The following is a 22,339-nucleotide window of genomic DNA, read 5'->3' as shown; positions in this document are numbered from 1 at the left end:
TTATGTAATATTGTGTTCAAATACCGAGAAAACCGCATTTGCAGTCTAATCAGTTGATATGATTATGGATGTAATACGATTAATGTTATACGATTTAGTAGGAAAGCTAGTCTTATTACTATGATTCGGGAGCGTTATCCAATGAGTTATTCTATAAAATTTAATTATCTATTAAGAGTCTTTTTTTCAATGAGCTTTGTATTTCTTTTAGTAGGGTGTCAAAAAGAAGATGATAATCAATTTCGGATACAAGTATTTTCAAATGTCCCGGCAATAGCTTTTGAAGAGTTGGAAGCGCATACAAATTATAATGACGTGAATTTGATAGATTTTAAAATTGATCGATACCCACCAGTTGCAGAAAGACTACTTGTAGAAATCGTTAGCCACTCGGGCGATCTAATCATCATGGATCGTGCAATTCTTGGAACGGCTTATGATTCTGAAGAACTTCATTCACTTGACTCATTGATGACTGAGGAAAACGCTGTTGAACTAACTGATATTGAATTGGAGCTTTTTACTACAGATGCAGAAATAGACAAAGTAGAGAATGAAGAAATCATTTTAAAAAATGCGTTACGCGTGATCAATAGTGACGAATTTATAATCGACTCTGAACCGATAGAACTTGTTGCAGTAATTCCAAAGTATACAAAGAGTAAGGAAATGGCTTTTTCTATCCTGGAAGAATTGGTTCGTAAATAAACAATAAGGAGCTGATTATCATGGAATTGGAAGGAATGACTGGACGTTTTTTTAGAATCTGTGAAATTATTTCCAGATTAGCCTATGCGAATTTATTATGGATTGGATTTACGCTATTGGGATTAGGGATTTTCGGTTTTATGCCTGCAACAGTCGCACTTTTTACAGTCACCCGGAAATGGACAATGGGAGAACATGACATTCCGATATTTGGCACCTTTTGGTCAACCTACAAAAAGGAGTTTTTCAAATCCACCTTATTTGGTGCGTTATTGTTTTTCATAGGCTATATCATTTATATTGATTTAACCTTTTTACCAACAGGCGGTTTATTTTCTGTACTAAGAACCGGAATATTTATTTGTGGCATCCTGTACGTCATTATGTTGTTGTATATACTCCCAATCTACGTACATTACAACTGGAAGATATCACAGTATTTAAAGTATGCATTATTAATTGGTGTGTCACATCCACATTACACGGCCCTTATGGGTGTCGGTGCATACTCATTATATTATTTATGTATAAAATTCCCGGGCATCATTCCATTTTTCAGTATGAGTTTACTAGCGTACGTCATGATGTGGACCGTTTACAAAGTCATACGGAAATTGGAGATTGCGCAACAGGTTCGTGAAAGCCAGGAACAACAAGAACATCGTGATCAAAAGATGGCAGAGGTACTGTAAATTTTGTTGAAAGTATTTTGGTGAATCACTTATTAGACTTTTCTAGATTTAGTAATGAGTTTAATAAGATGAAAATAAAAGGGTTAGTTTCATAATTGCTTATTTCACGGACATTATTTATGGAAATAAATCCGGTAATGGTAGAATTTTAGTTCCGTTGATTGTAGTGGAGGGCGGCGACTCCTGTGGGATTAGCCGGACAGGTAAGACCCCGCAGGGAGCGAAGCGACTGAGGAGGCTTACCGCCGGCCCCACGGAAAGCGTCCGCCCGGAACGGAAATCAACACTATTCGGATTTTAGCGTGATATACCTTATTTATGATATTGACTTTATTAGAAAAAAAGACATTGGAGATGAGAACATGCGAAAGAAATATGTGTTAATTGGTACAGGTGGTAGAGCAGAGTTTTTCTATGGAGCAATGGTTGAAGACTATAGAGATACATGTGAACTAGTCGCTTTTTGTGATATCAACCAGACAAGAATGGACTATTCCAATCAACTATTAGAAGAAAAGTACGACCATCCTAAAATCGCTACTTATTTAGCAAGCGAGTTTGAAACAATGATTAAGACCGAGAAACCGGATATTGTCATAGTCACAACAGTCGATCGAACACATCATACATATATTGTGAAGGCATTGGAGTTAGGGTGTGATGTCATTACTGAAAAGCCAATGACTGTCGATGCTGAAAAAACGCAGGAAATTATTGACGCGATTAACCGAACAGGCCGAGAGGTTCGTGTGACATTTAACTATCGTTATGCACCGCATAATACGAAAATTAGAGAGTTAATTAGAGATGGTGTGATTGGTGATGTTTATTCTGTAAACTTTGAATGGGCATTAGATACACAGCATGGTGCCGATTATTTCCGCAGATGGCACCGGAATAAAAACAACAGCGGCGGCTTGCTCGTTCATAAATCAACCCATCATTTTGACTTAGTGAATTTTTGGTTGGACACAACGCCAGAAACTGTTTATGCAACTGGCGGTCTCAGATTTTATGGTAGAGAAAATGCGGAAGCAAGAGGAGAAACAAAGTTTTATCAGCGTGCCCATGGAAGTGAATATGCTAAAGATGATCCATTTGCCATTCAGTTAGAAGAAAATGATCATTTAAAAGCATTGTATTTAGATGCTGAACAAGAAGACGGCTATCAGCGCGATCAAAGTGTATTCGGTGACGGCATCGATATTGAAGATACATTAGGTGTGATGGTTACGTATAAAAATAAAGCGATTTTAACATATTCCTTAAATGCTTATTTACCGTGGGAAGGGTTTATCGTTACATTTAATGGAAGTAAAGGTAGGATTGAAGTTCAAGTACGTGAACAGTCTTACATTAATTCAGGTGGTTCAAAGAGTGATGAAGGTAAGCTGAAAGAAAAATCGGTTAAAGTACTGCCTATGTTTGGCGAACCTTATGAAGTAGAAATTGTGGAAGGGAAAGGCGGACATGGGGGAGGAGACCCACTGCTTTTAGAAGATCTTTTTGGAACGCCATCTGAAGATGAATTTAACCGTGCTGCTTCACATATCGACGGAGCAACGTCAATTCTAACAGGTATTGCAGGAAACATGTCCCTAAAGACAGGTCAGGCTGTCAAAGTTGACGGTTTAGTTAAATTTTAATTTGATATTGTACAGTTTTTAATTGATTATAAAAAGGGCAGATATACAGAGGGATGCTCAGTATATCTGCCCTTTAAATTGGACAAAAAGGAGAGATGCTTCATGGATCGAAATCCAACCATCTACTTAGCTGGAGATTCCACCGTTCGTAACTACGATAAAAGTCAATATCCACAAGCAGGGTGGGGACAATTTCTCGGAAACTATTTAACGAAAACAGTTACGATTAAAAACTATGCTGTTGGCGGGTTAAGTAGTAAAACCTTCATTACGGAAGGGCATTTGTCTCGAATTGATTCGGAAATAGCGGAAAACGATTATTTATTTATCCAATTTGGTCATAATGATTCCACTAGAAACCGTGCGGATCGTTTTACTGAACCGTATGGCGATTATCAAATCTATTTAAAACAGTATATCGACTTGGCTAAATCCAAGAAAGCAATCCCTATCCTATTGACGCCCGTGGCAAGACTTAACTATGTACAAGACCGGTTTTCACCTGATTTTAGTGAGTATTGTAATGCTATGAAAGAATTAGCCAATGAAAATGAGGTATTGTTGATTGACTTGATGAGTATAGGTGTACAATACCTGTCTTCAATTGGCTATACAATGGCCCAAGAACTTTATATGCTTTCTGTAAACGGAACAGATTGCACGCATTTTACAGAAAGAGGTGCCAATATCATGGCTCGATTAGTTAGCGAACAATTGATAGAGCTTCCAAACGGTTTAGACCAGCTAATTAAATAAAAAAGTTAAATCCTAATCCAACATTTTTAATGTTTTTCATTCTCTATTAGTTTTTTCGACTTACTCATTCGATAAACAATGATACACACAATAATAAAGCCGGTTAATTCGCCTAAAGAAGCAGCGATTGAACCATTTACACCATTCAATTGCGGTGAAATTTGCAGCAAAATTAATAAACTCATGATAACGGTAGCTATGTTTCCTAATTGTGAAAAAAGCATTTTATTTGTTTGTCTGCTTAACATTAAAAATCCATTCAGAAAATCAACCCACGGATAAACTAATGTCTTAATGATAAAAAACTTGAGTACGCTTATTGTTGCCGTTGATAATTCCAAATCCGCGCCCATCATGTTTTGCATAAAAAACAATCCAAATGGCGTATAGCAGAGGATGCAGAGCAGGACAGTAGGCAAGATACTTATAATGATTAAAAATCGAATGACTTTTTGTTTATGGTGTTTATAAAATTGCAGGACTAATTGATGGGTGTACATGAAAAAGCCAAGTATCAAATTTGTAATACTAAAAGCTAACGCAAATGAAGCAATACTTATTTCGATTTCATTTGCTTTTGCTAATAAAATATAAATTACGGGGATAAGGACTGTTTGTAATAAAAAATAATACATCATTGGAAAATAAAACTTCGACACTTCGCGTTTAGTTAATGTATTTTCATCTTTTAATTCTTTGTTTAAAATGTTATTTCCTTTGTAAACACTGACCAAGCATTCAATCAGCATGCCGACTAGGAAAATAATGGCACCAGTAACACTAGTAATAAAATCAAAATGTATAAACAAATAAGCCGCCAAAAACATTCCAATAAGTCTAGTAACAACACCAATGGTTAGCCAATTTGTTGCATGCTGAATAATGATAATCCCTTGATATAATCCTCGAATGCCAGAAAGGATAATGACTAGCAGAAGGGCCTGGAATGTAATGGCAATTACCTTAACCATTTGATCCGTTGCGCCGAAGATATTTAAGTATAACCATTTGCCAATCGGACTAAATGCGATGATCGCACTTACTATCATTAAGACAGCAGAAACGTATAAAAAAAACTTCCCGACTAATTTAAATGAATCTTTACCGGACACTAAAGTAGATGATGTTTGTCGAAAAACAATCATAGGCCTTTCAAGTATCCCAAATAAAGACATTGCTACCGCGTAACAAGCAATAATGAAGGCAGCATGATCTCCTCTACTTAACGTCCCATTTATAATGACATGTGTAACTGAAGTTAGACTAGCAGAAACACCTAATGGAATAAAAAACGCTGTTAGTTTTCGATACGAGATTTCCTGATTCGGAGTCATATTATCAATCTCCTTTCATAAAGATATTGTTATTCTCAAATGTCAAATTAGATAAATTAATAATTGTTAATAGACTTGCTCTTTCATTGTAAATCAATTATGATTGAATAACAACGTTGTTATTAGGCTCGAATTTCAAATGAAAGCGCTATCTAATACGTTGGTGCTGCAACTGTTTATATTGTTAAATTTATAAATTATACCAAAAGTAAAGGATTGATCTATATGAAACAATTTTTACCTGCTATTGAATTATTGGCAAAAGGTGAGTTGCCATCCAATTCTAATCAAATTAAAGTATATGAAAAATCATATACTGTCGAAGGTAATGTTCATCTATTAATGGTGAAAAATTCTGGTGAAAAATTTATTTTAGCTACAGGTGAAGGAGCAATTTTTGATGAATTAACAGGAACAGATGTCGATGGAAAAGGGAAAGCTTGTCCATTAACATATGAAAACCGCCTCGTATTAAATAAATACTTTGATTATACGGTTCCACAAGCATTTGGTACTGAGATTGCAACAATTGGATTAGGGGATCGTTTAGGCCTTGCATCTCCCGGACATATTGAAACCGTACGTGAGAAAAATATTAAACCTGTTTTGGCACAACAAAGTATTCGTGAACTGACACTAACAAACCGCTCAATGAATGATATGTTGGATGCAGCTGCTTTTGCAGTTTTCCAAGAAGGCTATAAAGGCGGATATGGTGCGGATGGTGACCATATTAAAGAAGAGTCTGACATTCAGTATGCTTTGTCGCTAGGTGCTTCAATGATTACATTGGATTGTTCAGACCATATCGATAATACGATTGAAAAAGCTTCTCCAGAAGTGCTAGATGAAAAGTTCAATGCACTGTCAGAAGTCGTAAAGCAACGTTATATGGAACAATATTTAGGAAAAACTTTCGAAGTGAACGGTCTAACATTAACACTTGATGAGACTGAGTTAAAAAAGAACGTTTTACTTTATGATAAAGCAATCGACTACACTACACATGTATATAATGAGTATATAAGTAAGGAAAACCGCGCAATTGATTTTGAAATTTCAATTGACGAAACAGAAACGGTAACATCACCGATTTCTCATTTCTTTGTTGCGAATGAACTCATTAACAGAGGTGTAAAAGTAGTTAGTTTAGCACCAAGATTCTGTGGTGAATTCCAAAAAGGAATCGATTATATTGGAGATGTTGAACAATTTGAAGTTGAGCTTCGTGAACATGCACTTATTGCAGAACACTTCGGATACAAATTAAGTATTCATTCAGGTTCTGATAAATTCATGGTATTCCCAATTATTGCCGAGTATACAAAAGGTGTATTTCATGTCAAAACAGCCGGTACAAACTGGTTGGAAGCAATTCGCGTCATTGCGGCTACGAATCCAGACCTCTACAGAAGAATGCATGTTTTTGCACTAGAGAACTTTGAAGAAGCATTGAAGTACTACCATGTTACACCAGACTTAAATAGTTTCGAGAAACTAGAAAATGTCGAAGATGCCAAGCTACCAGAGTACATGAATAATGATGCTGCGCGTCAATTATTCCACGTAACATACGGTCTTCTTTTAACGGCTAAAGGGGAGAACGACACATTTTTATTTAGAGATGAGTTTTTCAAAACATTAGATAAATATGAAGAAGAATATCGAGATGCGCTTGTTAGCCATATTGGTAAACATATTGAATTATTAGGGCTGTAAGCGTTTCGTTTCATTCTATCAATATGCGGGTAAAGGTAAGAGAAAAAACTTTCTCTTACCTTTTAAATTTGGCTATTATCTAATTTTACCACCCATAAATTAATCGAAAATATATACATTAAAAAAAAGCTTGAAATGTAAAACGCTTACATCTATAATAAAAATCAATTAGTTTGTTTACTGGCCAAAGTAAGTATTGAAATAAGAAAGTTAGTAAATAGAATAATTATGAAAGCGGTCCCTTTTTGGCGACTAGTCTTACAATTTATTATAATAGGAGTGATTTAATTGAAGAAAAGACTGATAACTTTATTGTCAGTAATGTTTGTAGCAGTTTTTGCATTAGCTGCGTGTGGAAATTCTGATGAAACGATAACATTGAAATTAGCGGATAATCATCCAGAGGATTACCCGACAGTTATCGGCGATAAAAAGTTCGCAGAATTAGTAGAAGAAAAAACAAATGGTCGCTACAAAATTGACGTATACGCTGGTGGTCAATTAGGTGATGAGAAGAGTGTTGTAGAACAACTTCAATTAGGTTCAATTGATCTAACAAGAGTTAACGCAACACCACTTACTGAGTTTTCTGAAGACATTGGTGTTCTATCATTGCCATATTTGTTTAAGGATGAAGAGTCTAAATGGGAACATTTAAATGGTGAAATTGGCCAGGAACTTTTAGACTCATTTGAAGGTACAAATCTTGTAGGTTTAGCATTTTACGATTCAGGGGAAAGAAGTATATATAACTCCAAAAGACTAGTTAAAACACCAGAAGATATGAAAGGATTAAAGATTCGCGTTCAACCATCTGAACTTGCTGTTAATATTTTTGAATCTTTTGGTTCATCGGCGACTCCAATGGAATATGGTGAAGTGTATTCTGCAATTCAAACGGGGGTAATTGATGGAGCGGAAAATAACTTACCAAGTTATTATACTTCTAACCATTACGAAGTAGCTAAGTATCTTACAATTAATAAATATTCTGGTCCACCTGAGATTTTAATGGCATCCCAAAGTTTATGGGATAAATTGAGTGAAGAAGATAAGAAAGCTTTCAAGGAAGCAGCGCTTGAGTCAGTTGAATATCAACGTGAAGCGTGGGCTAAACTAGTAGAAGAATCTAAAGAAGCTGTTATCGAAAATGGAAATGAAATCTTCGAGGTTACTGATTTTGCTCCTTGGAGAAAAGCGGTTGAGCCAATCTATGAAAAACACGGCGAAAAATACAAGAAGTGGCTAGACAAACTAGAACAATAATCATGAATAATTTACAACTATAGAGGTGGGGTAATCTCACCTCTATAGTTGTTATAGAATAGATTCTCCACAAAACATGATTTTGGTAAGGAGTTTAAATGAAAGAAAGGAGTACCTATATGAAAATTTTGAGAATGGGTAAAGATGTATTAGATCGTTTACTCGTATTTGCGTCTTTAACAGCGTTGTTGGCAATGATCCTTATTATTATTTATCAAGTTTTTTCTAGACAAATTCTTCATTACACACCATCCTGGGCAGAAGAATTATCTATGATACTTTTTGTATGGGTAAGTTTCTTAGGAATTGCCTATGGATTTAGACAAAAGTTGCATATCGGTGTCAGTTTTTTAGTGAATTTATTTCCGGAGAAAGTACAAGACATGTGCGATTTGTTTGCAAAAATCTTAGTTATCTTCTTCGGGGGCGTATTAGTTTATTATGGTTGGAAGTTCACAATATTGATGGGGAATTCGACGATGGCAGGGACGGGTCTTCCATCTAGCGTACTCTATGCTGCGATGCCTACAGCAGGAATTTTCACATTATTGTACGGGATAGAATTATTATTTGTAAAAGGTCTGCATCAAGAATACAACGATGAAATTGATACGGAAGCAATGGAAGCAGTTAAGGATGGGGAGGTCTAAGGTATGGCAGTGTTTTTACTACTAGGTAGCTTTTTACTACTATTATTATTAAGAGTACCGATTGCGCTCACATTAGCTATATCTTCATTAGTTACTGGAATATATATGCATATTGACCTGGCGGCAATCGTACAACGAATGGTTGGTGGGGTAAACTCCTTTTCTTTAATAGCGATTCCCTTCTTTATACTTGCTGGTGAGATTATGAACGAAGGTGGGATTTCACGTCGTTTAATAAACCTTGCGAACGTACTTATTGGTAGAATTCGTGGCGGGTTAGCGCTAGTAAACGTTATCACAAGTACATTATTTGGCGGAATCTCAGGTTCAGCTCTTGCTGATGTTTCTTCATTAGGATCTGTATTAATTCCAATGATGAAAAAACAAGGTTACGACAATGATTATGCGGTAAGTGTTACAGTCGCAGGTGCGACACAAGGAGTAGTTATTCCGCCAAGTCATAATATGATTATTTATTCAACTGCAGCGGGTGGAGTTTCTGTAGGTGCCTTGTTTATGGGGGGCCTAATACCAGGATTATTACTTGGTTTTGCATTATTGGTATTAACTTATATCATGGCAGTAAAAAGAAATTATCCTAAAGGCGAACCGATTAAAAGAGAAGAGGTTCCTAAAATTGTCCGCGAAGGTCTGTTAGGACTCTTTACTGCTGTTATTATTATGGGTGGGATTATTAGCGGTTTCTTTACAGCTACTGAGTCAGCTGCTATCGGTGCATTGTATGCCTTTATCATTACGTTTTTCGTATATAGAGATATTCCAATTAGTCGATTTAAAGTGATCTTATATCGCACGTTTAGAACGTTAACGATGGTTATGTTTTTAATTTCTGCTTCATCAGCTTTTGGATGGTTATTGGCTTTACTTAAAGTTCCAGCAATGGCAACAGATTTTATTTTAGCAGTATCACCAAATGACATTACAACATTGCTGTTAATTAACCTAATCTTATTACTATTAGGAATGGTAATGGATATGGCGCCGCTTATCCTGATTACAACGCCTATTTTACTGCCAATTGCAGTAGGAATTGGAATGGATCCGGTTCACTTTGGAGTTGTGCTAGTCCTTAACTTAGCGATTGGATTAGTGACACCGCCAGTTGGATCTGTATTATTTGTCGGTTCGGCAATCGGAAGAATCCCAATTGAACGGGCAGCTCGCTCGATGTTACCATTCTATGGTATATTAATATTTGTTTTACTATTAGTTTCATTTATCCCAAGTTTAGTGTTGTTTTTACCTCAATTCCTTGCAAAGTAGACTAGTTTGCAAATCTTTTTAATTGAATTGTATTAGAACAGATGGATTGAAAGCTTAGTACAAGCAATGTTGATTAACCGATGGGATATTCAAAATATTGTTAATAGGTGCTGTAGATTGACAATTTTATTTGAGAAACCTATGCTAAATAGAGAGGCATTAAATAAACTCCTTTAATTAAGGAGAAAAGTGAGGCGAAAAGATATGAAAGAAACAACGAATCAAAAGAACCTTAAGCTTGGTGAGATACTCACTGATATGGGGCGCGTGATGGTAGCCTTTTCCGGTGGTGTTGATAGTGCTGTCGTATTGAAAAGAGCACAAGAAGAACTTGGTGACCAAGTTCTAGCTGTTGTTGTTGCATCTGAATTATTCCGCCAAGAGGAATTTGATAATGCTGTTAAAGTTGCCGAGGACATGGGCGTTCAAGTATATAAAACTGAAATCAAAGAATTAAATAATCCAGAAATTGTAGCAAATACACCGGAGAGTTGGTACCACAGTAAGAGAATGCTTTACTCTCATCTGAATGAATTAGCACAGAAATTGGATTATCCATACGTGTTAGATGGCATGATTATGGATGATTTAGACGATTTTCGTCCAGGGTTGCGTGCAAGAACTGAGTTAGGCGCTCGCAGTGTACTACAAGAAGCAAATATTTATAAACATGAAGTTCGTGAACTTGCGAAAAAGTTAGACCTTCCTGTTTGGGATAAACCTGCATCTTGTAGCTTGGCATCAAGAGTTCCTTACGGTTTAAAACTTACTAAAACTAAAATTAAGCAAGTAAACGAAGCTGAGTTATTCTTGGCGAAACTTGGCTTTGAACAAGTGCGTGTACGTCATCACGAGAATATTGCTCGTATTGAGGTGGCGCCGGAAAAACTTACGCAATTGGTTCAGCATCACGATAAGATCCAATTGAAATTAACATCCCTCGGCTTCACTTACGTTTCATTAGATTTACGCGGATATCGTACAGGTAGTATGAACGAAGAGTTGTCTGAAAGCCTAATGGATACGAAGCTAGAAAAAGCAAGCGTTTAATAATAGGAATATACCCGCTTACGCATAAGTAAGCGGGTATATTTGTAGTGTTTTTTAAGCGGAAAAGTTCATTCATTTAAAAGAAAAAAATTTCGATATTCATATAATCGTAGACTATTGACGGAAAATCAGATAAATGATATTCTATAATCAATTGTTTGTTGGGTTGATAAACAAATTAAAAACTTGCTACTTAAGAAAACGTATTATATTATAACTGTCAAGTTTGAAAGGGCTTACATTCGCGTAGGAAAAATGTGAGTTGGAGCATTGTTATGCATTGTTAAATAAGTTCTTTTATCTCGAATAGGAGTGAGTTTTGAATGGGAATTATTGAAGAACTACTAAAAGATATACCAGTACCTAAAATGATGAAAGTACGTCAATCATTTGATGATACAAAATTAGATGATGTAGATGGCGCATTGAATGAAGCATTACAAAAAGAAGAAATTCGAAAAACAGTCAAACCAGGCATGGAAATTGCAGTAGCTGTTGGCAGTAGAGGCGTCGATCAAATTGTTGAAGTGACGAGAAGAACGATTACATTTTTAAAAGAGCTTGGAGCAAAGCCTTTTATTGTTCCGAGTATGGGAAGCCACGGTGGTGCAACAGCAGAAGGACAAACCGCGGTCCTTGCACATTTAGGCGTGACGGAAGAAACGGTCGGCGCTGAAATCCGTTCATCTATGGAAGTTGTGGAAATTGGAAAGTTGGAAAATGGATTACCTGTTTACGTGGATAAGCTCGCTTCACAAGCGGATGGAATTGTTGTGATTAACCGCGTGAAACCGCACACAGCATTTAGAGGAACAGTTGAAAGCGGTATTATGAAAATGATTGCCATCGGTTTAGGAAAACAAAGAGGGGCAGAAACGTGCCACCAGCTTGGTTTCGAACATATGGGCAAACATATCATTTTAATGGCTTCGATGATTCTAGAGAAAATGCCAGTATTATTTGGCGTTGCGACAGTCGAAAATGCTTTTGATAAAGTTGCGCATGTTGAGGTTTTATTACCAGATGAAATTGAAACGCGTGAAACAGAGCTTCAAAAGATGGCGAAGAAATTATTGCCTAAAATTAATTTCGATAAAATCGATGTGCTTGTGATTGATGAAATCGGTAAAAATATTAGCGGTGACGGAATGGATCCGAATATTACTGGACGCTATCCAACGCCTTACGCGCACGGCGGGCCGGAAGTCAATAAAATGGTCGTGCTAGATTTGACACCAGAAACAGAAGGAAATGCGAACGGTGTTGGAACTGCTGACTTTACGACACGACGTCTTGTTGATAAAACAGATTGGGATGCAACGTATGCAAATGGCTTAACTTCTACAGTTGTGGCGCCTACAAAAGCTGCGACAACATTAGCGAACGATAAACTGGCAATTAAAGCAGCGATAAAAACATGTAATATTTTAGATTTTACACAAGTTAGAATGGTGCGTATTAAAAATACGCTGGAAATTGGTGAAATTGAAGTTTCTGAAGCGTATCTTGAAGACGTGAAGAACCATCCATATATGGAATCAATCACGGATTTATATGAGTTGTCATTTGATGATGACGAAAATTTAGCTTAAACATTTTAGGGGGATTTAGCGATGAGTAACTTATTTGATTTAACAGGAAAAACAGCTGTGGCAATTGGCGGAAATAGTGTTTTAGGTTCAGCAATGGTTAAAGGATTGGCAGACCAAGGTGCACAAGTAGCAGTCGTTGGCCGAAATTTAGAAACAGCAGAAGAAGTTGTACAAGATATAATTGCAAAAGGCGGTAAAGCGAAGGCATTCCAAGCGGATGTTATTTCAAAAGAATCTTTACAGAACGTTGCAAAAGAAATTGAAGCTTGGTCAGGCGGCTGGGATATTTTATTAAACGCGCCGGGAACAAATAGTCCAACACCATTTTTCGAAATCGAAGAAGAAGAGTGGGACCATATTTTAGATGTAAACTTAAAAGGTATCATGCTAACGACGCAAGTATTTGCGGAAAGAATGATTGAACAAGAAAGAAAAGGTAGCATCATTAATATTTCATCCGTATCATCTACAACGCCATTATCAAGAGTCTTTACATACTCGGTATCTAAAGCTGGCGTAAACAATATGACACAGTTTTTAGCACGTGAATTTGCACCGCACGGCATCCGTGTAAACGCAATTATTCCAGGATTCTTCCCGGCGGAACAAAACCGTAAAATTTTAAGTGAAGAACGTATTGCTTCTATTATGGGACATACGCCAATGGATCGTTTTGGTAAACCAGAAGAACTTGCTGGTACAGCAGTATGGCTTGCTTCAGACCAAGCATCTGGCTTCGTAACTGGAACACTTATCCGTGTTGACGGCGGTTTCGGTGCAATGACAATCTAAATGAATTTGACGCAGGAACGTTAATCAAAAGCTTTGGAGAACATTCCAAAGCTTTTTCTTTTCAAAATAAAGAGAGTAAGGTGAAAAGTAATGTCGAAAGAACTTGTACTTGCACTGGATATCGGTACGACGAGTGCAAAAGCAGTGGTTTTTGAAATGAATGGAAAACTTGTCGCGGAAGCTGAAAGAATGATTACTTCTCATTATCCGCAACCAGATTGGGTGGAACAGGACCCGGTAGAAATTGAAGCAGCCTCTAGAGGCGCCATTAAGGATGTCCTAGGAAAAGGTGATATTTCCACGGACGATATAACATCTGTTGGCCTATGTGCTGCGATGCATTCACTTATTTGCGTGAATGAACAATTCGAGCCATTATCCCCAGTAATGATTTGGGCGGATGGCCGAAGCAGTGAACAAGCGCGTGCACTGCGTGAAACAGTCGGCGATGAAGTTTACGCAAATACTGGATTACCGAACCATCCGATGTCCCCGTTTAGTAAATTGCTCTGGATGAAGGAGACGAAATTCGAACCTTATCAACAAGCAACTTACTTTATGTCAGCAAAAGAATATGTCATCCAAAAATGGTTTGGCGTTCGTGTCATTGATTATTCTATGGCATCAGCAACAGGCATGTTCAATGTGAAGGAATTCGATTGGGACAAACAAGCGTTAGCATTGAGTGGCGTAAATTCCGAACAACTTTCCAAAATTGTAGCACCAACAGAAATATTAACTGGATTAGATGAAGCAATTGCAAAGGAAATGGGCATTTCAGCAGATCTTCCATTTGTCATTGGCGCGGCTGATGGGCAGTTAGCAAACTTAGGAAGTGGCGCTATTTCACCCGGTGAAGTAGCGATTTCAGCAGGAACGAGCGGTGCAATTCGACAAATGATGAAAGGCTTTAAAGTAAGTGAAGAACAAGAAGTTTTTTGCTATGCATTTACAGATGAATTATCGATTATTGGTGGGCCAACAAATAACGGCGGTATCGCACTCCAATGGTTAAAAGAACTGATTGAGTATGAAGGCAGTTTTGAGCAATTAACTGCAGAAGCAGAAAAAGTTGCGCCGGGGGCAGAAGGGGTATTATTCCTACCGTATATAAATGGAGAAAGAGCACCCGTATGGCGTCAAGAAGCAAAAGGGAATTTCTTCGGACTTTCCATTACGCATAAAAAAGAGCATTTAGTTCGTGCTGTGTTAGAAGGCATTACCTATAATTTATTCCACATCGGACTAGCACTAGAAAAACAGGCGGGGGAAACGAAGAAAATCTATGTGAATGGCGGGCTTGCAAGATCACCTTTATGGGTACAAATGCTGGCGGATGTCTTTGGAAAAGAAGTGTATTTATCAGAAAGTCATCATAGTGCTGCTTGGGGTGCCGCCTGGACAGCATTATACGCGACAGGAAAAGTAGCATCTTTAGAGGAGATTAAACAAAACATTCCGATTGAAGCGGTCATTCAGCCTAATATGGACAATCATGCATTTTACAAAAAGAATTTCGATAAGTATATGCACATTGCGAATGATTTAAAGAAGTATTTTTGATTCTTCTCGGTCCCTTATTTGTTATGATGATTGTATAACTGTTTTATAAAAAAGACGATAAGAAACTAATTTCGTAGGAAAAAACGGGATACTGATATTATTCATCAATAAAATAAATCAGCGATCCCGTTTTTTATCATCAGATTGAAATAAGGTGCGTGAGGTAAATGGAAGAAATATTAAAGCAAGTTCAATTAGGAACATTAAGTATAGAAGAAGCGAAAGGAAAGCTTGCAACATATGAAAATTTAGGGTTTGCGAAAGTCGACCATCATCGTAAAAAACGTCAAGGCTTTCCAGAAACAATCTACGGTGAAGGTAAAACGGCTGAGCAAATTACCACAATTATTACCGCGATTCAGACGCGTGGGGATGACATATTAGTCACAAGAATTTCAAAGGAAAAAGCAGAAGAAGTTAGAAAAATCCACACAGAATTAATTTACAATGAGATTGCTGAAATTTTATATTCACGTCATGAACAAAAAAGCCGTTTTGCAAAAGGCTTTATTGCCGTCTTATGTGCGGGTACTTCAGATTTAAGGGTTGCTGAAGAGGCGGCCGTTACTGCTGAAGCATTTGGTTGTGAAGTGCGTCGATTTTATGATGTTGGGGTCGCTGGCATTCATCGATTACTCGATAATATAGAAGAAATTCAACAGGCAACGGTTTCGATTACGGTAGCTGGAATGGAGGGTGCGCTGCCGAGCGTCGTCGGTGGTCTTGTTTCACATCCAGTGATTGCTGTCCCGACGAGTGTTGGCTACGGTGCAAATTTCAATGGTTTATCAGCATTACTCACGATGCTTAATTCCTGTGCATCAGGCATTAGCGTTGTAAACATCGACAATGGCTACGGGGCGGCGTACAATGCTGCGTTAATCCATCGATTGGCACAACCAACAGAAGAGGGGCAGTCATAATGTCAGTCATTCATCCGCCAAATCATGCGCATACTGATGATGCTATGTTCAAGGTTGAAGTCAATTTAGATGATATTTCCGGTGAAATTTTAGGGTATGTGTTGGATTTATTAATCGAGGCCGGGGCAAATGATGTTTATTATACGCCGATTTATATGAAAAAAAATCGGCCGGCGATATTGTTACAACTTCTTTGTTCTGAATCCAAATTAAATAAAATGAAGGACATCCTCTTCCGTGAAACGACTACATTGGGGGTTCGGTATTATCCTCTAACGGTTCATCGAATGGAAAGGAGTTTCCGAAAAGTTTCGACCAAATGGGGAGAGGTTACTGTAAAAGAAGGAATATTGGATGGGCAAGTGATTAAAAGCTCTCCTGAATATGAGGAATGTAAAGAAATCGCTGAAGTCAATCATGTTCCACTTAAACAAGTTTATGATGAAGTATGGAAAAAGTTATCGGAGTGATAGGGAAATCATAAATACTCGAGACTAGGGGATGGGGGAACTTGCTAGAACTGGGGATTATTTTAAAAGATATTCTATTACCGATATTTGTCATTATGTTTATCGGTTATTGGATGCAAATGAAGTTTCAGTTAAATGTACAAACATTAGCTCGATTAAATATTTATTTTCTTGTACCCGCATTTATTTTTGTGAAATTATATAGTACAAAGATATCTATGAATTTATTTGGACAGGTATTCTTGTTTTTCATTCTCTATGTCGTGATTTTATATATTATTTCGCACTTTATTGGCAAGATGATTCGATTGGAGAAAGGTGAAAAAACGACCTTTTCGAATAGCGTCATGTTTTTTAACTCTGGAAACTATGGGGTACCGGTCAATGATTTAGTGTTTAGAAGTGACCCATTTGCGATGTCGATTCAAGTGATTATGCTTACATTGCAAAATATCTTTTTATTTTCCTATGGGATTTTTTCTTTGCAGTCCGTGCGGGTTGGAAAATTACAAGCGGCACTTGGTTATTTTAAAATGCCTGTACTGTATGCGATGTTGGCAGGGGTATCGCTAAATTACTTCGACGTTGCGATCCCGTCATTTATATGGGTACCGGCAAACTATGTTGCAGATGCGATGATTGCGCTAGCGCTCTTTACATTAGGGGCACAGGTCGCTCAAATTAAATTCACTTCTGCACTTTCCACATTGTATTATAGTTTGACAATTAGACTAGCGATTGGCCCACTCATTGCATTAGCGATTATATACATATTTCAAGTAGAAGGCATCGTTGCACAAGCATTGTTAATCGGATCGGCCATGCCAACTTCGGTGAATAGTGCTGTAATCGCGCAGGAATACGATAATCATCCGGATTTAGCTGCGCAAATCGTTTTGTTTTCAACGTTAATCAGTGCGGTGACGGTATCGGTTGTGATTTTTATGGCTAGGTTGTTGTTTTAGACGATAAAGTTTTCATCGTAAAGATCCAGTGAAAATTGAAATTAAGATAAAATAGTTGTCAAAGAATCCACTCAAAAGTATAATAAAGATGTAGATTGAATAGAATAAAAAAAGGTCGCCCGATGTTTGTGCATCGAACGACCATAGTAATAGCAGGTTCCCTTTAAGGGGGCAGCATCACTTGGCGAAATAATCCACCAGAGCGGCGAAACTCAAGGGTGGATTATTTTATTTTGAGGCCGACAGGATGTCGGTCATGCATCCGTTGCCGCAGGACGCGGCGCTTGTAGGATGCGTACCTTTAAAATACGCCAACGCAATGATTGACACGACTAGTGAAGAAAAGCTAATCATGATTACAAGCGTCTGGAATACGGTCACTTGCAGCACCCCCTTCCGTCATGGAATATACCGTGACTAGGATTGAAAACGGGATGCTGACCACCCTTGAAAACCTATTCTATTACTCTTTTATTCTATCACACATACGTTCCCCGAAGCTATAAATAATATAGCACTTCTATTCAATTGTTTTATATATATTATTAAGTTCAATGATTATCTCGATATCACTTTACCCAAGGTGTTATTGAGAGGTATAGGCATAAATAAAACCGTCCATTCTCATAAAGGAAGTGGACGGTATTTATTTTGAAAAATCAACGTGACATTTGTGCTTGCAATACCTTTTGAATCGCAACGCTAACGCCATCATTGCTGTTAGTTTCAGTAATATGGTCACATGCTGCTTGAATTGTTTTTGGTGCATTGCCCATCGCGACAGAGCGTCCAACGCGTTCCATCATTGATAAATCATTATAATTATCACCAATGGCCATCACTTGTTCCATTGGGATGTCCCGCGCTCTTGCTAACGCCGTTAACGCAATTCCTTTTTGAGCGTTCACGTTTGTGATTTCAAGGTTCCCTGCACCAGATGAGCTAATCGCAAGACTTGGGATATTGTTCAGTGCTGCGCGAGCAACATCTAAATTTTCACGGTTAAACGAAGTGCCAAGTATTTTGTAAATCTCACGCTGATGATCTTCTAGTATCGGATCAAATGAGTTGACGATTTGAACAATTCCTTGTTCAGCACGACTTTCGATTTCTTTACGAATATCTTCAACGTTTGGCGTTAAATTTGCAGCTTCCGCAAGTTGAATAAATGTATCAATTTGAACTTGGATACTTTTCGCATAAACGGTTTTATCGATAAAAAGTTGGCAATCGATTTCATGCAACTCTAAAATAGACACCACTTTATGAATGTCTTCTTCTAATAAATGCGTTCCTGTAATGAGGTTGCCGGTATTGTCTCTTACTTCGGCACCATTAATACAAATATAGGAAAGGTCGAGGCCTTCTTGGTGAACAGGTTCATAAGCCTCTAGATAGCTTCTTCCTGTCGCAATTACGACTTCAATCCCTTGTGCTTGTGCTTCACGAATCGATTGTTTATTCATTTCACTAATTGTGTGGTCGGGGCTTAACAGCGTCCCGTCCATATCTATTGCAATAAGGCGTATCATGAAAAACTCAGTCCTCCATTCAGCTTGGAGCCTGATAATATCAATCTTTAACTAGAATATCAACTCCCGCGTGTTAACGGAGTTAAAATAAACTGCATCATATTAGCTAGATAGAACTGGGTATAGTATAGTATAAATGGTTTTAACCTTAATTCATGGTGAATCAAGAAGCCGACCATTTATATGACATATAAGGAAAGAGGTTACAGTTATGGTAAATGCAATAACATTCAACCAAACACATATAGCTAAGGAAGAACTTGAAAAGCAGTTCGGGGAAAAAGTTCAACACATTCACAAACAGATGGTTGAAGGTACGTCAATCGGTGCAGAGTTTCTAGGATGGAAACAACTGCCGAATGAAATTGACCAAGAAGAATTAAACCAAGTACTAGCAACTGCAGAGAAATTACGTAAATCAGCAGACGTCGTTGTTGTCATTGGCGTAGGCGGATCTTATTTAGGTGCAAAAGCAGTTCAAGACGCACTGTCACCATACTTCGGCAAGAATGAAGACAATCCAGAAGTTATTTTTGCAGGACAAAACTTAAGTGGCACGTATATGAAGCAATTGCTTCAACATATTGAAGGTAAAGAAGTAGCCGTTATCGTGATCTCCAAATCGGGTACGACAACAGAACCAGCGATTGCCTTCCGTATTTTACTTGAATATATGGAAAATCGATATGGTGCAGCTATGAAAGACAGAGTTGTTGCGATTACTGACAAATCTAAAGGTGCACTTAGAGAATTGGCGAATCGTTCTGGATTTACAACGTTTGTCGTTCCAGACGATGTTGGTGGCAGATTCTCCGTTTTAACGCCTGTAGGATTACTACCGATTGCCGTTGCAGGCATCGATATTTTACAGCTATTAGAAGGTGCCAAAGATGCAGTCCAAGAATACAATTCTTCGGAATTAAGTACAAACAGTGCTTATCAATATGCGGCGCTCAGAAATCACCTGTTAAATGAAGGGTACAATATTGAAATTTTAGCAAGCTTTACACCAAACTTTGCGACATTCCACGAATGGTGGAAACAGTTATTTGGTGAAAGTGAAGGAAAAGATGGCAAAGGAATTTACCCAGCTTCTGTCGCTTATCCAACAGACCTACATTCTTTAGGTCAATACGTTCAAGATGGCCGTCGTGAGATTTTTGAAACGTTCGTCCAGTTCAAAGAAACAACGGCAGATTGCGCGATTCCAACGACGGAAGATAATTTAGATGGATTAAACTATCTATCCGATAAAACGATGAATGAAATTAACGACGTCACCTTACAAGCAACGATGGAAGCGCATCAAGACGGCGGTGTGCCATTAATTCACCTAACAGTCGGTAAAAAAGATGCATACCACATCGGCTACATCATTTACTTCTTTGAAATGGCCTGTGCGATGAGCGCTTACTTATTAGGCGTGAATCCATTTGACCAACCAGGTGTAGAAGAGTATAAGAAAAACATCTTTAGAATGTTAGAAAAGCCAGGGTTTGTTGAGGAAAATTAATAAATAATAAAAAACTATGCCGATTGACTGTATGCGTTGATGGGCATAGTTTTTTCATTAGAAGAATGCAAGGCTATCGTGAGTACGCAACGTTTTATCGAAAGAATGCAACGAAAATAAAAAAGTATGCAACACTTCTTACAAAGTTCGCAACGCTATCGTGAGTACGCAACGTTTTATCGAAAGAATGCAACGTAAATAAAAAAGTATGCAACACTTCTTACAAAGTTCGCAACGCTATCGTGAGTACGCAACGTTTTATCGAAAGAATGCAACGTAGATAAAAAAGTATGCAACACTTCTTACAAAGTTCGCAACGCTATCGTGAGTACGCAACGTTTTATCGAAAGAATGCAACGTAAATAAAAAAGTATGCAACTGGGCTAACCCAAATTCTTGGGACAATATAAAACAACATCAAAGTGTTACACTAGTAAAAAGCGATAACGTCGGGGGTTTTTATATTGAAAAGAAACAGATATTCAAGTGAAGTTAAATGGGCTGTTGTGAAAGATAAATTAAGTGGTAACTTTACAGATAAAGAGATTTTAGAGAGGCATGGAATCAAAAATAGAGCGCAAATTGCAAGCTGGATGAAGTGGTATAAAAACAATGAAACTTATCGCTTTGATCAACCAATCGGCCAACAGTATGCCTATGGTTTTCGTTATGATTTCAAGAATGGACAAGAGAGACAAGATCATCAGCTATCTCAATTGAAAATGGAGAATGAAGTGCTAAAAAAGTATTTAGAGATAAAAAGGGGGTTGGAAAAGAAGAGGTAATTAGAACTGTAGAGGAAATGAAAGGAAAATACACAATTACCTCTATCTTATCGGCATTACAAGTTCCCCGTTCAAACTATTATAGATGGCTTGGCGAAGAGCGTGAGAAATCACTTTCAACCAAAGAAGAGGCAATCATTGAACTGTGCAAGAAAACTAAGTATCGCTATGGACACAGAAAAATTAAAGCTCTGTTAAAGAAAGAATATGGGATTAGATTAAATCGTAATACGGTTCAATCAATCATGCAAAAGCATAATGTACAATGTCGTGTTAAGCCTAAAAGAAAATGGAAGTCACAAGGTGAAACAGTCGTAATCAGACCTAATCTGCTTAATCGTCATTTTACTGCAAGTGCACCAAATGAGAAGTGGGTAACTGATATTACCTATATTCAATATGGTAGTAAAACAAAATATCTCTCCACTATTATGGATTTATATAATAATGAAATTGTAGCCTACAAATTGTACGATCATCAACAGACATCCCTTGTCATCGATACCCTTAAGGGGGCATTAGAAGCCCGCAACAACCCTGAAGGAGTTATCATTCATTGCGATCAAGGTACCGTGTACACATCATACGCATTCCAAGATTATGTAACGGCAAATCATCTGGTATGCAGTATGTCACGGAGAGGGAATTGTTGGGATAACGCAGTTATAGAATCGTTCCACTCAAGCTTGAAATCTGAAGAGTTTCAGTATGTTAAATTCAATTCACTTAGTAATGCAGAAGTCACTAAACGCGTCACTGACTATTTAAATTATTATAATGAAGAACGTATTCAGGAAAAACTAGGCTACCTTTCACCAAGAGAATATTTTGTAGAAGCAGCCTAGCGACTGTTGTTTTATACGTGTCTCAAATCGATATGTCAGTCTAAACACTTCTTACAAAAGTTCGCAACGCTATCGTGAGTACGCAACATTTTATCGGAAGAATGCAACGTAAATAAAATAGAATGCAACGCTACCAAAAGTGTTTAGTTTAGTAAAGCATCTTTAGTGGTTTCGAATTGCCTGTTTAAGGGTGTTTTCACAGCTTGATTGGGTATTAAGTTAGTGGATGGTAATTGTTGGTAGAACAAAAGGCA

At 37.5% G+C, this 22,339-nt stretch carries 21 protein-coding genes; 18 read left to right on the top strand and 3 right to left on the bottom strand.

Going from position 1 to position 22,339, the window contains the following annotated elements:
* Positions 1-141: 141 nt before the first annotated feature.
* The 4 genes from BI350_RS14395 to BI350_RS14380 all read left to right on the top strand — a co-directional run bounded on the left by BI350_RS14395 (position 142) and on the right by BI350_RS14380 (position 3,802).
* A complete protein-coding gene (locus BI350_RS14395) occupies positions 142-708 on the top strand; it encodes a hypothetical protein (RefSeq protein ID WP_155767541.1) in 567 nt (188 codons plus the stop codon).
* Positions 709-728: 20 nt separating this feature from the next.
* Positions 729-1,400 carry a YesL family protein gene (locus BI350_RS14390; protein ID WP_075528771.1) on the top strand — a complete coding sequence of 224 codons (672 nt, stop codon included), beginning with the start codon at positions 729-731 and terminating at the stop codon, positions 1,398-1,400.
* A gap of 362 nt (positions 1,401-1,762) precedes the next feature.
* On the top strand, positions 1,763-3,046 hold the full coding sequence (locus BI350_RS14385) for a Gfo/Idh/MocA family oxidoreductase (RefSeq protein WP_075528770.1): 1,284 nt from the start codon (positions 1,763-1,765) through the stop codon (positions 3,044-3,046).
* A 102-nt stretch (positions 3,047-3,148) separates the two neighbouring features.
* Positions 3,149-3,802: a rhamnogalacturonan acetylesterase gene (locus BI350_RS14380; protein WP_075528769.1), complete on the top strand. Its 654-nt coding sequence runs from the start codon at positions 3,149-3,151 to the stop codon at positions 3,800-3,802.
* A gap of 26 nt (positions 3,803-3,828) precedes the next feature.
* Here the strand turns inward: BI350_RS14380 and BI350_RS14375 are convergent, their stop codons facing one another.
* The gene (locus tag BI350_RS14375; protein WP_075528768.1) at positions 3,829-5,136 is read right to left on the bottom strand and encodes a hypothetical protein; all 1,308 of its coding nucleotides are present in this window, start codon (positions 5,134-5,136) and stop codon (positions 3,829-3,831) included.
* A gap of 225 nt (positions 5,137-5,361) precedes the next feature.
* On the opposite strand from BI350_RS14375, the gene BI350_RS14370 reads away from it, so the two are divergent.
* From BI350_RS14370 to BI350_RS14320, 11 genes are all read left to right on the top strand, one after another.
* Complete coding sequence (locus BI350_RS14370) at positions 5,362-6,855, top strand: tagaturonate epimerase family protein (RefSeq protein ID WP_075528767.1); 1,494 nt, start codon at positions 5,362-5,364, stop codon at positions 6,853-6,855.
* A gap of 288 nt (positions 6,856-7,143) precedes the next feature.
* On the top strand, positions 7,144-8,121 hold the full coding sequence (locus tag BI350_RS14365; RefSeq protein ID WP_211117162.1) for a TRAP transporter substrate-binding protein: 978 nt from the start codon (positions 7,144-7,146) through the stop codon (positions 8,119-8,121).
* 119 nt (positions 8,122-8,240) lie between these two features.
* On the top strand, positions 8,241-8,771 hold the full coding sequence (locus tag BI350_RS14360) for a TRAP transporter small permease (RefSeq protein ID WP_075528766.1): 531 nt from the start codon (positions 8,241-8,243) through the stop codon (positions 8,769-8,771).
* 3 nt (positions 8,772-8,774) lie between these two features.
* Positions 8,775-10,055 (top strand): TRAP transporter large permease, encoded by a 1,281-nt coding sequence (locus BI350_RS14355; protein ID WP_075528765.1) that lies wholly within the window; start codon positions 8,775-8,777, stop codon positions 10,053-10,055.
* Positions 10,056-10,259: 204 nt separating this feature from the next.
* On the top strand, positions 10,260-11,105 hold the full coding sequence (gene larE / locus BI350_RS14350; RefSeq protein ID WP_075528764.1) for an ATP-dependent sacrificial sulfur transferase LarE: 846 nt from the start codon (positions 10,260-10,262) through the stop codon (positions 11,103-11,105).
* Positions 11,106-11,428: 323 nt separating this feature from the next.
* A complete protein-coding gene (locus tag BI350_RS14345) occupies positions 11,429-12,697 on the top strand; it encodes a nickel pincer cofactor-dependent isomerase, group 22 (RefSeq protein ID WP_075528763.1) in 1,269 nt (422 codons plus the stop codon).
* A 21-nt stretch (positions 12,698-12,718) separates the two neighbouring features.
* Positions 12,719-13,489: an SDR family oxidoreductase gene (locus tag BI350_RS14340; protein WP_075528762.1), complete on the top strand. Its 771-nt coding sequence runs from the start codon at positions 12,719-12,721 to the stop codon at positions 13,487-13,489.
* Between the two features lie 90 nt (positions 13,490-13,579).
* Entirely contained in the window at positions 13,580-15,052 is a 1,473-nt protein-coding gene (locus tag BI350_RS14335) for a gluconokinase (RefSeq protein ID WP_075528761.1), read from the top strand.
* A 167-nt stretch (positions 15,053-15,219) separates the two neighbouring features.
* On the top strand, positions 15,220-15,975 hold the full coding sequence (gene larB / locus BI350_RS14330) for a nickel pincer cofactor biosynthesis protein LarB (protein ID WP_075528760.1): 756 nt from the start codon (positions 15,220-15,222) through the stop codon (positions 15,973-15,975).
* Positions 15,975-16,445 (top strand): nickel pincer cofactor biosynthesis protein LarC2, encoded by a 471-nt coding sequence (larC2, locus tag BI350_RS14325; protein ID WP_075528759.1) that lies wholly within the window; start codon positions 15,975-15,977, stop codon positions 16,443-16,445. The genes larB and larC2 overlap by 1 nt, the downstream gene beginning before the upstream one ends.
* Positions 16,446-16,486: 41 nt before the next feature.
* The gene (locus BI350_RS14320; protein ID WP_075528758.1) at positions 16,487-17,410 is read left to right on the top strand and encodes an AEC family transporter; all 924 of its coding nucleotides are present in this window, start codon (positions 16,487-16,489) and stop codon (positions 17,408-17,410) included.
* Between the two features lie 228 nt (positions 17,411-17,638).
* Here BI350_RS14320 and BI350_RS17465 read toward each other — a convergent pair whose 3' ends face one another.
* Together BI350_RS17465 and BI350_RS14315 are read right to left on the bottom strand one after the other, a co-directional pair.
* Positions 17,639-17,764 carry a hypothetical protein gene (locus tag BI350_RS17465; protein ID WP_425423256.1) on the bottom strand — a complete coding sequence of 42 codons (126 nt, stop codon included), beginning with the start codon at positions 17,762-17,764 and terminating at the stop codon, positions 17,639-17,641.
* Positions 17,765-18,069: 305 nt separating this feature from the next.
* Positions 18,070-18,942, bottom strand: a complete 873-nt coding sequence (locus BI350_RS14315; protein WP_075528757.1) for a Cof-type HAD-IIB family hydrolase — start codon at positions 18,940-18,942, stop codon at positions 18,070-18,072.
* A 211-nt stretch (positions 18,943-19,153) separates the two neighbouring features.
* Between BI350_RS14315 and BI350_RS14310 the strand changes: the two genes are divergently transcribed.
* From BI350_RS14310 to BI350_RS14300, 3 genes are all read left to right on the top strand, one after another.
* On the top strand, positions 19,154-20,455 hold the full coding sequence (locus BI350_RS14310) for a glucose-6-phosphate isomerase (RefSeq protein WP_075528756.1): 1,302 nt from the start codon (positions 19,154-19,156) through the stop codon (positions 20,453-20,455).
* Positions 20,456-20,919: 464 nt separating this feature from the next.
* Positions 20,920-21,240: a transposase gene (locus BI350_RS17460; protein WP_075526275.1), complete on the top strand. Its 321-nt coding sequence runs from the start codon at positions 20,920-20,922 to the stop codon at positions 21,238-21,240.
* A 17-nt stretch (positions 21,241-21,257) separates the two neighbouring features.
* Positions 21,258-22,085, top strand: a complete 828-nt coding sequence (locus BI350_RS14300; protein ID WP_075526276.1) for an IS3 family transposase — start codon at positions 21,258-21,260, stop codon at positions 22,083-22,085.
* Positions 22,086-22,339 lie beyond the last annotated feature (254 nt).

The organism is Sporosarcina ureilytica, assembly GCF_001753205.1.
In the GTDB taxonomy this organism is placed as follows: domain Bacteria; phylum Bacillota; class Bacilli; order Bacillales_A; family Planococcaceae; genus Sporosarcina; species Sporosarcina ureilytica.
The sequence above is the reverse complement of the archived record's forward strand: the minus strand, read 5'-3'. Positions and strand labels throughout refer to the sequence as shown.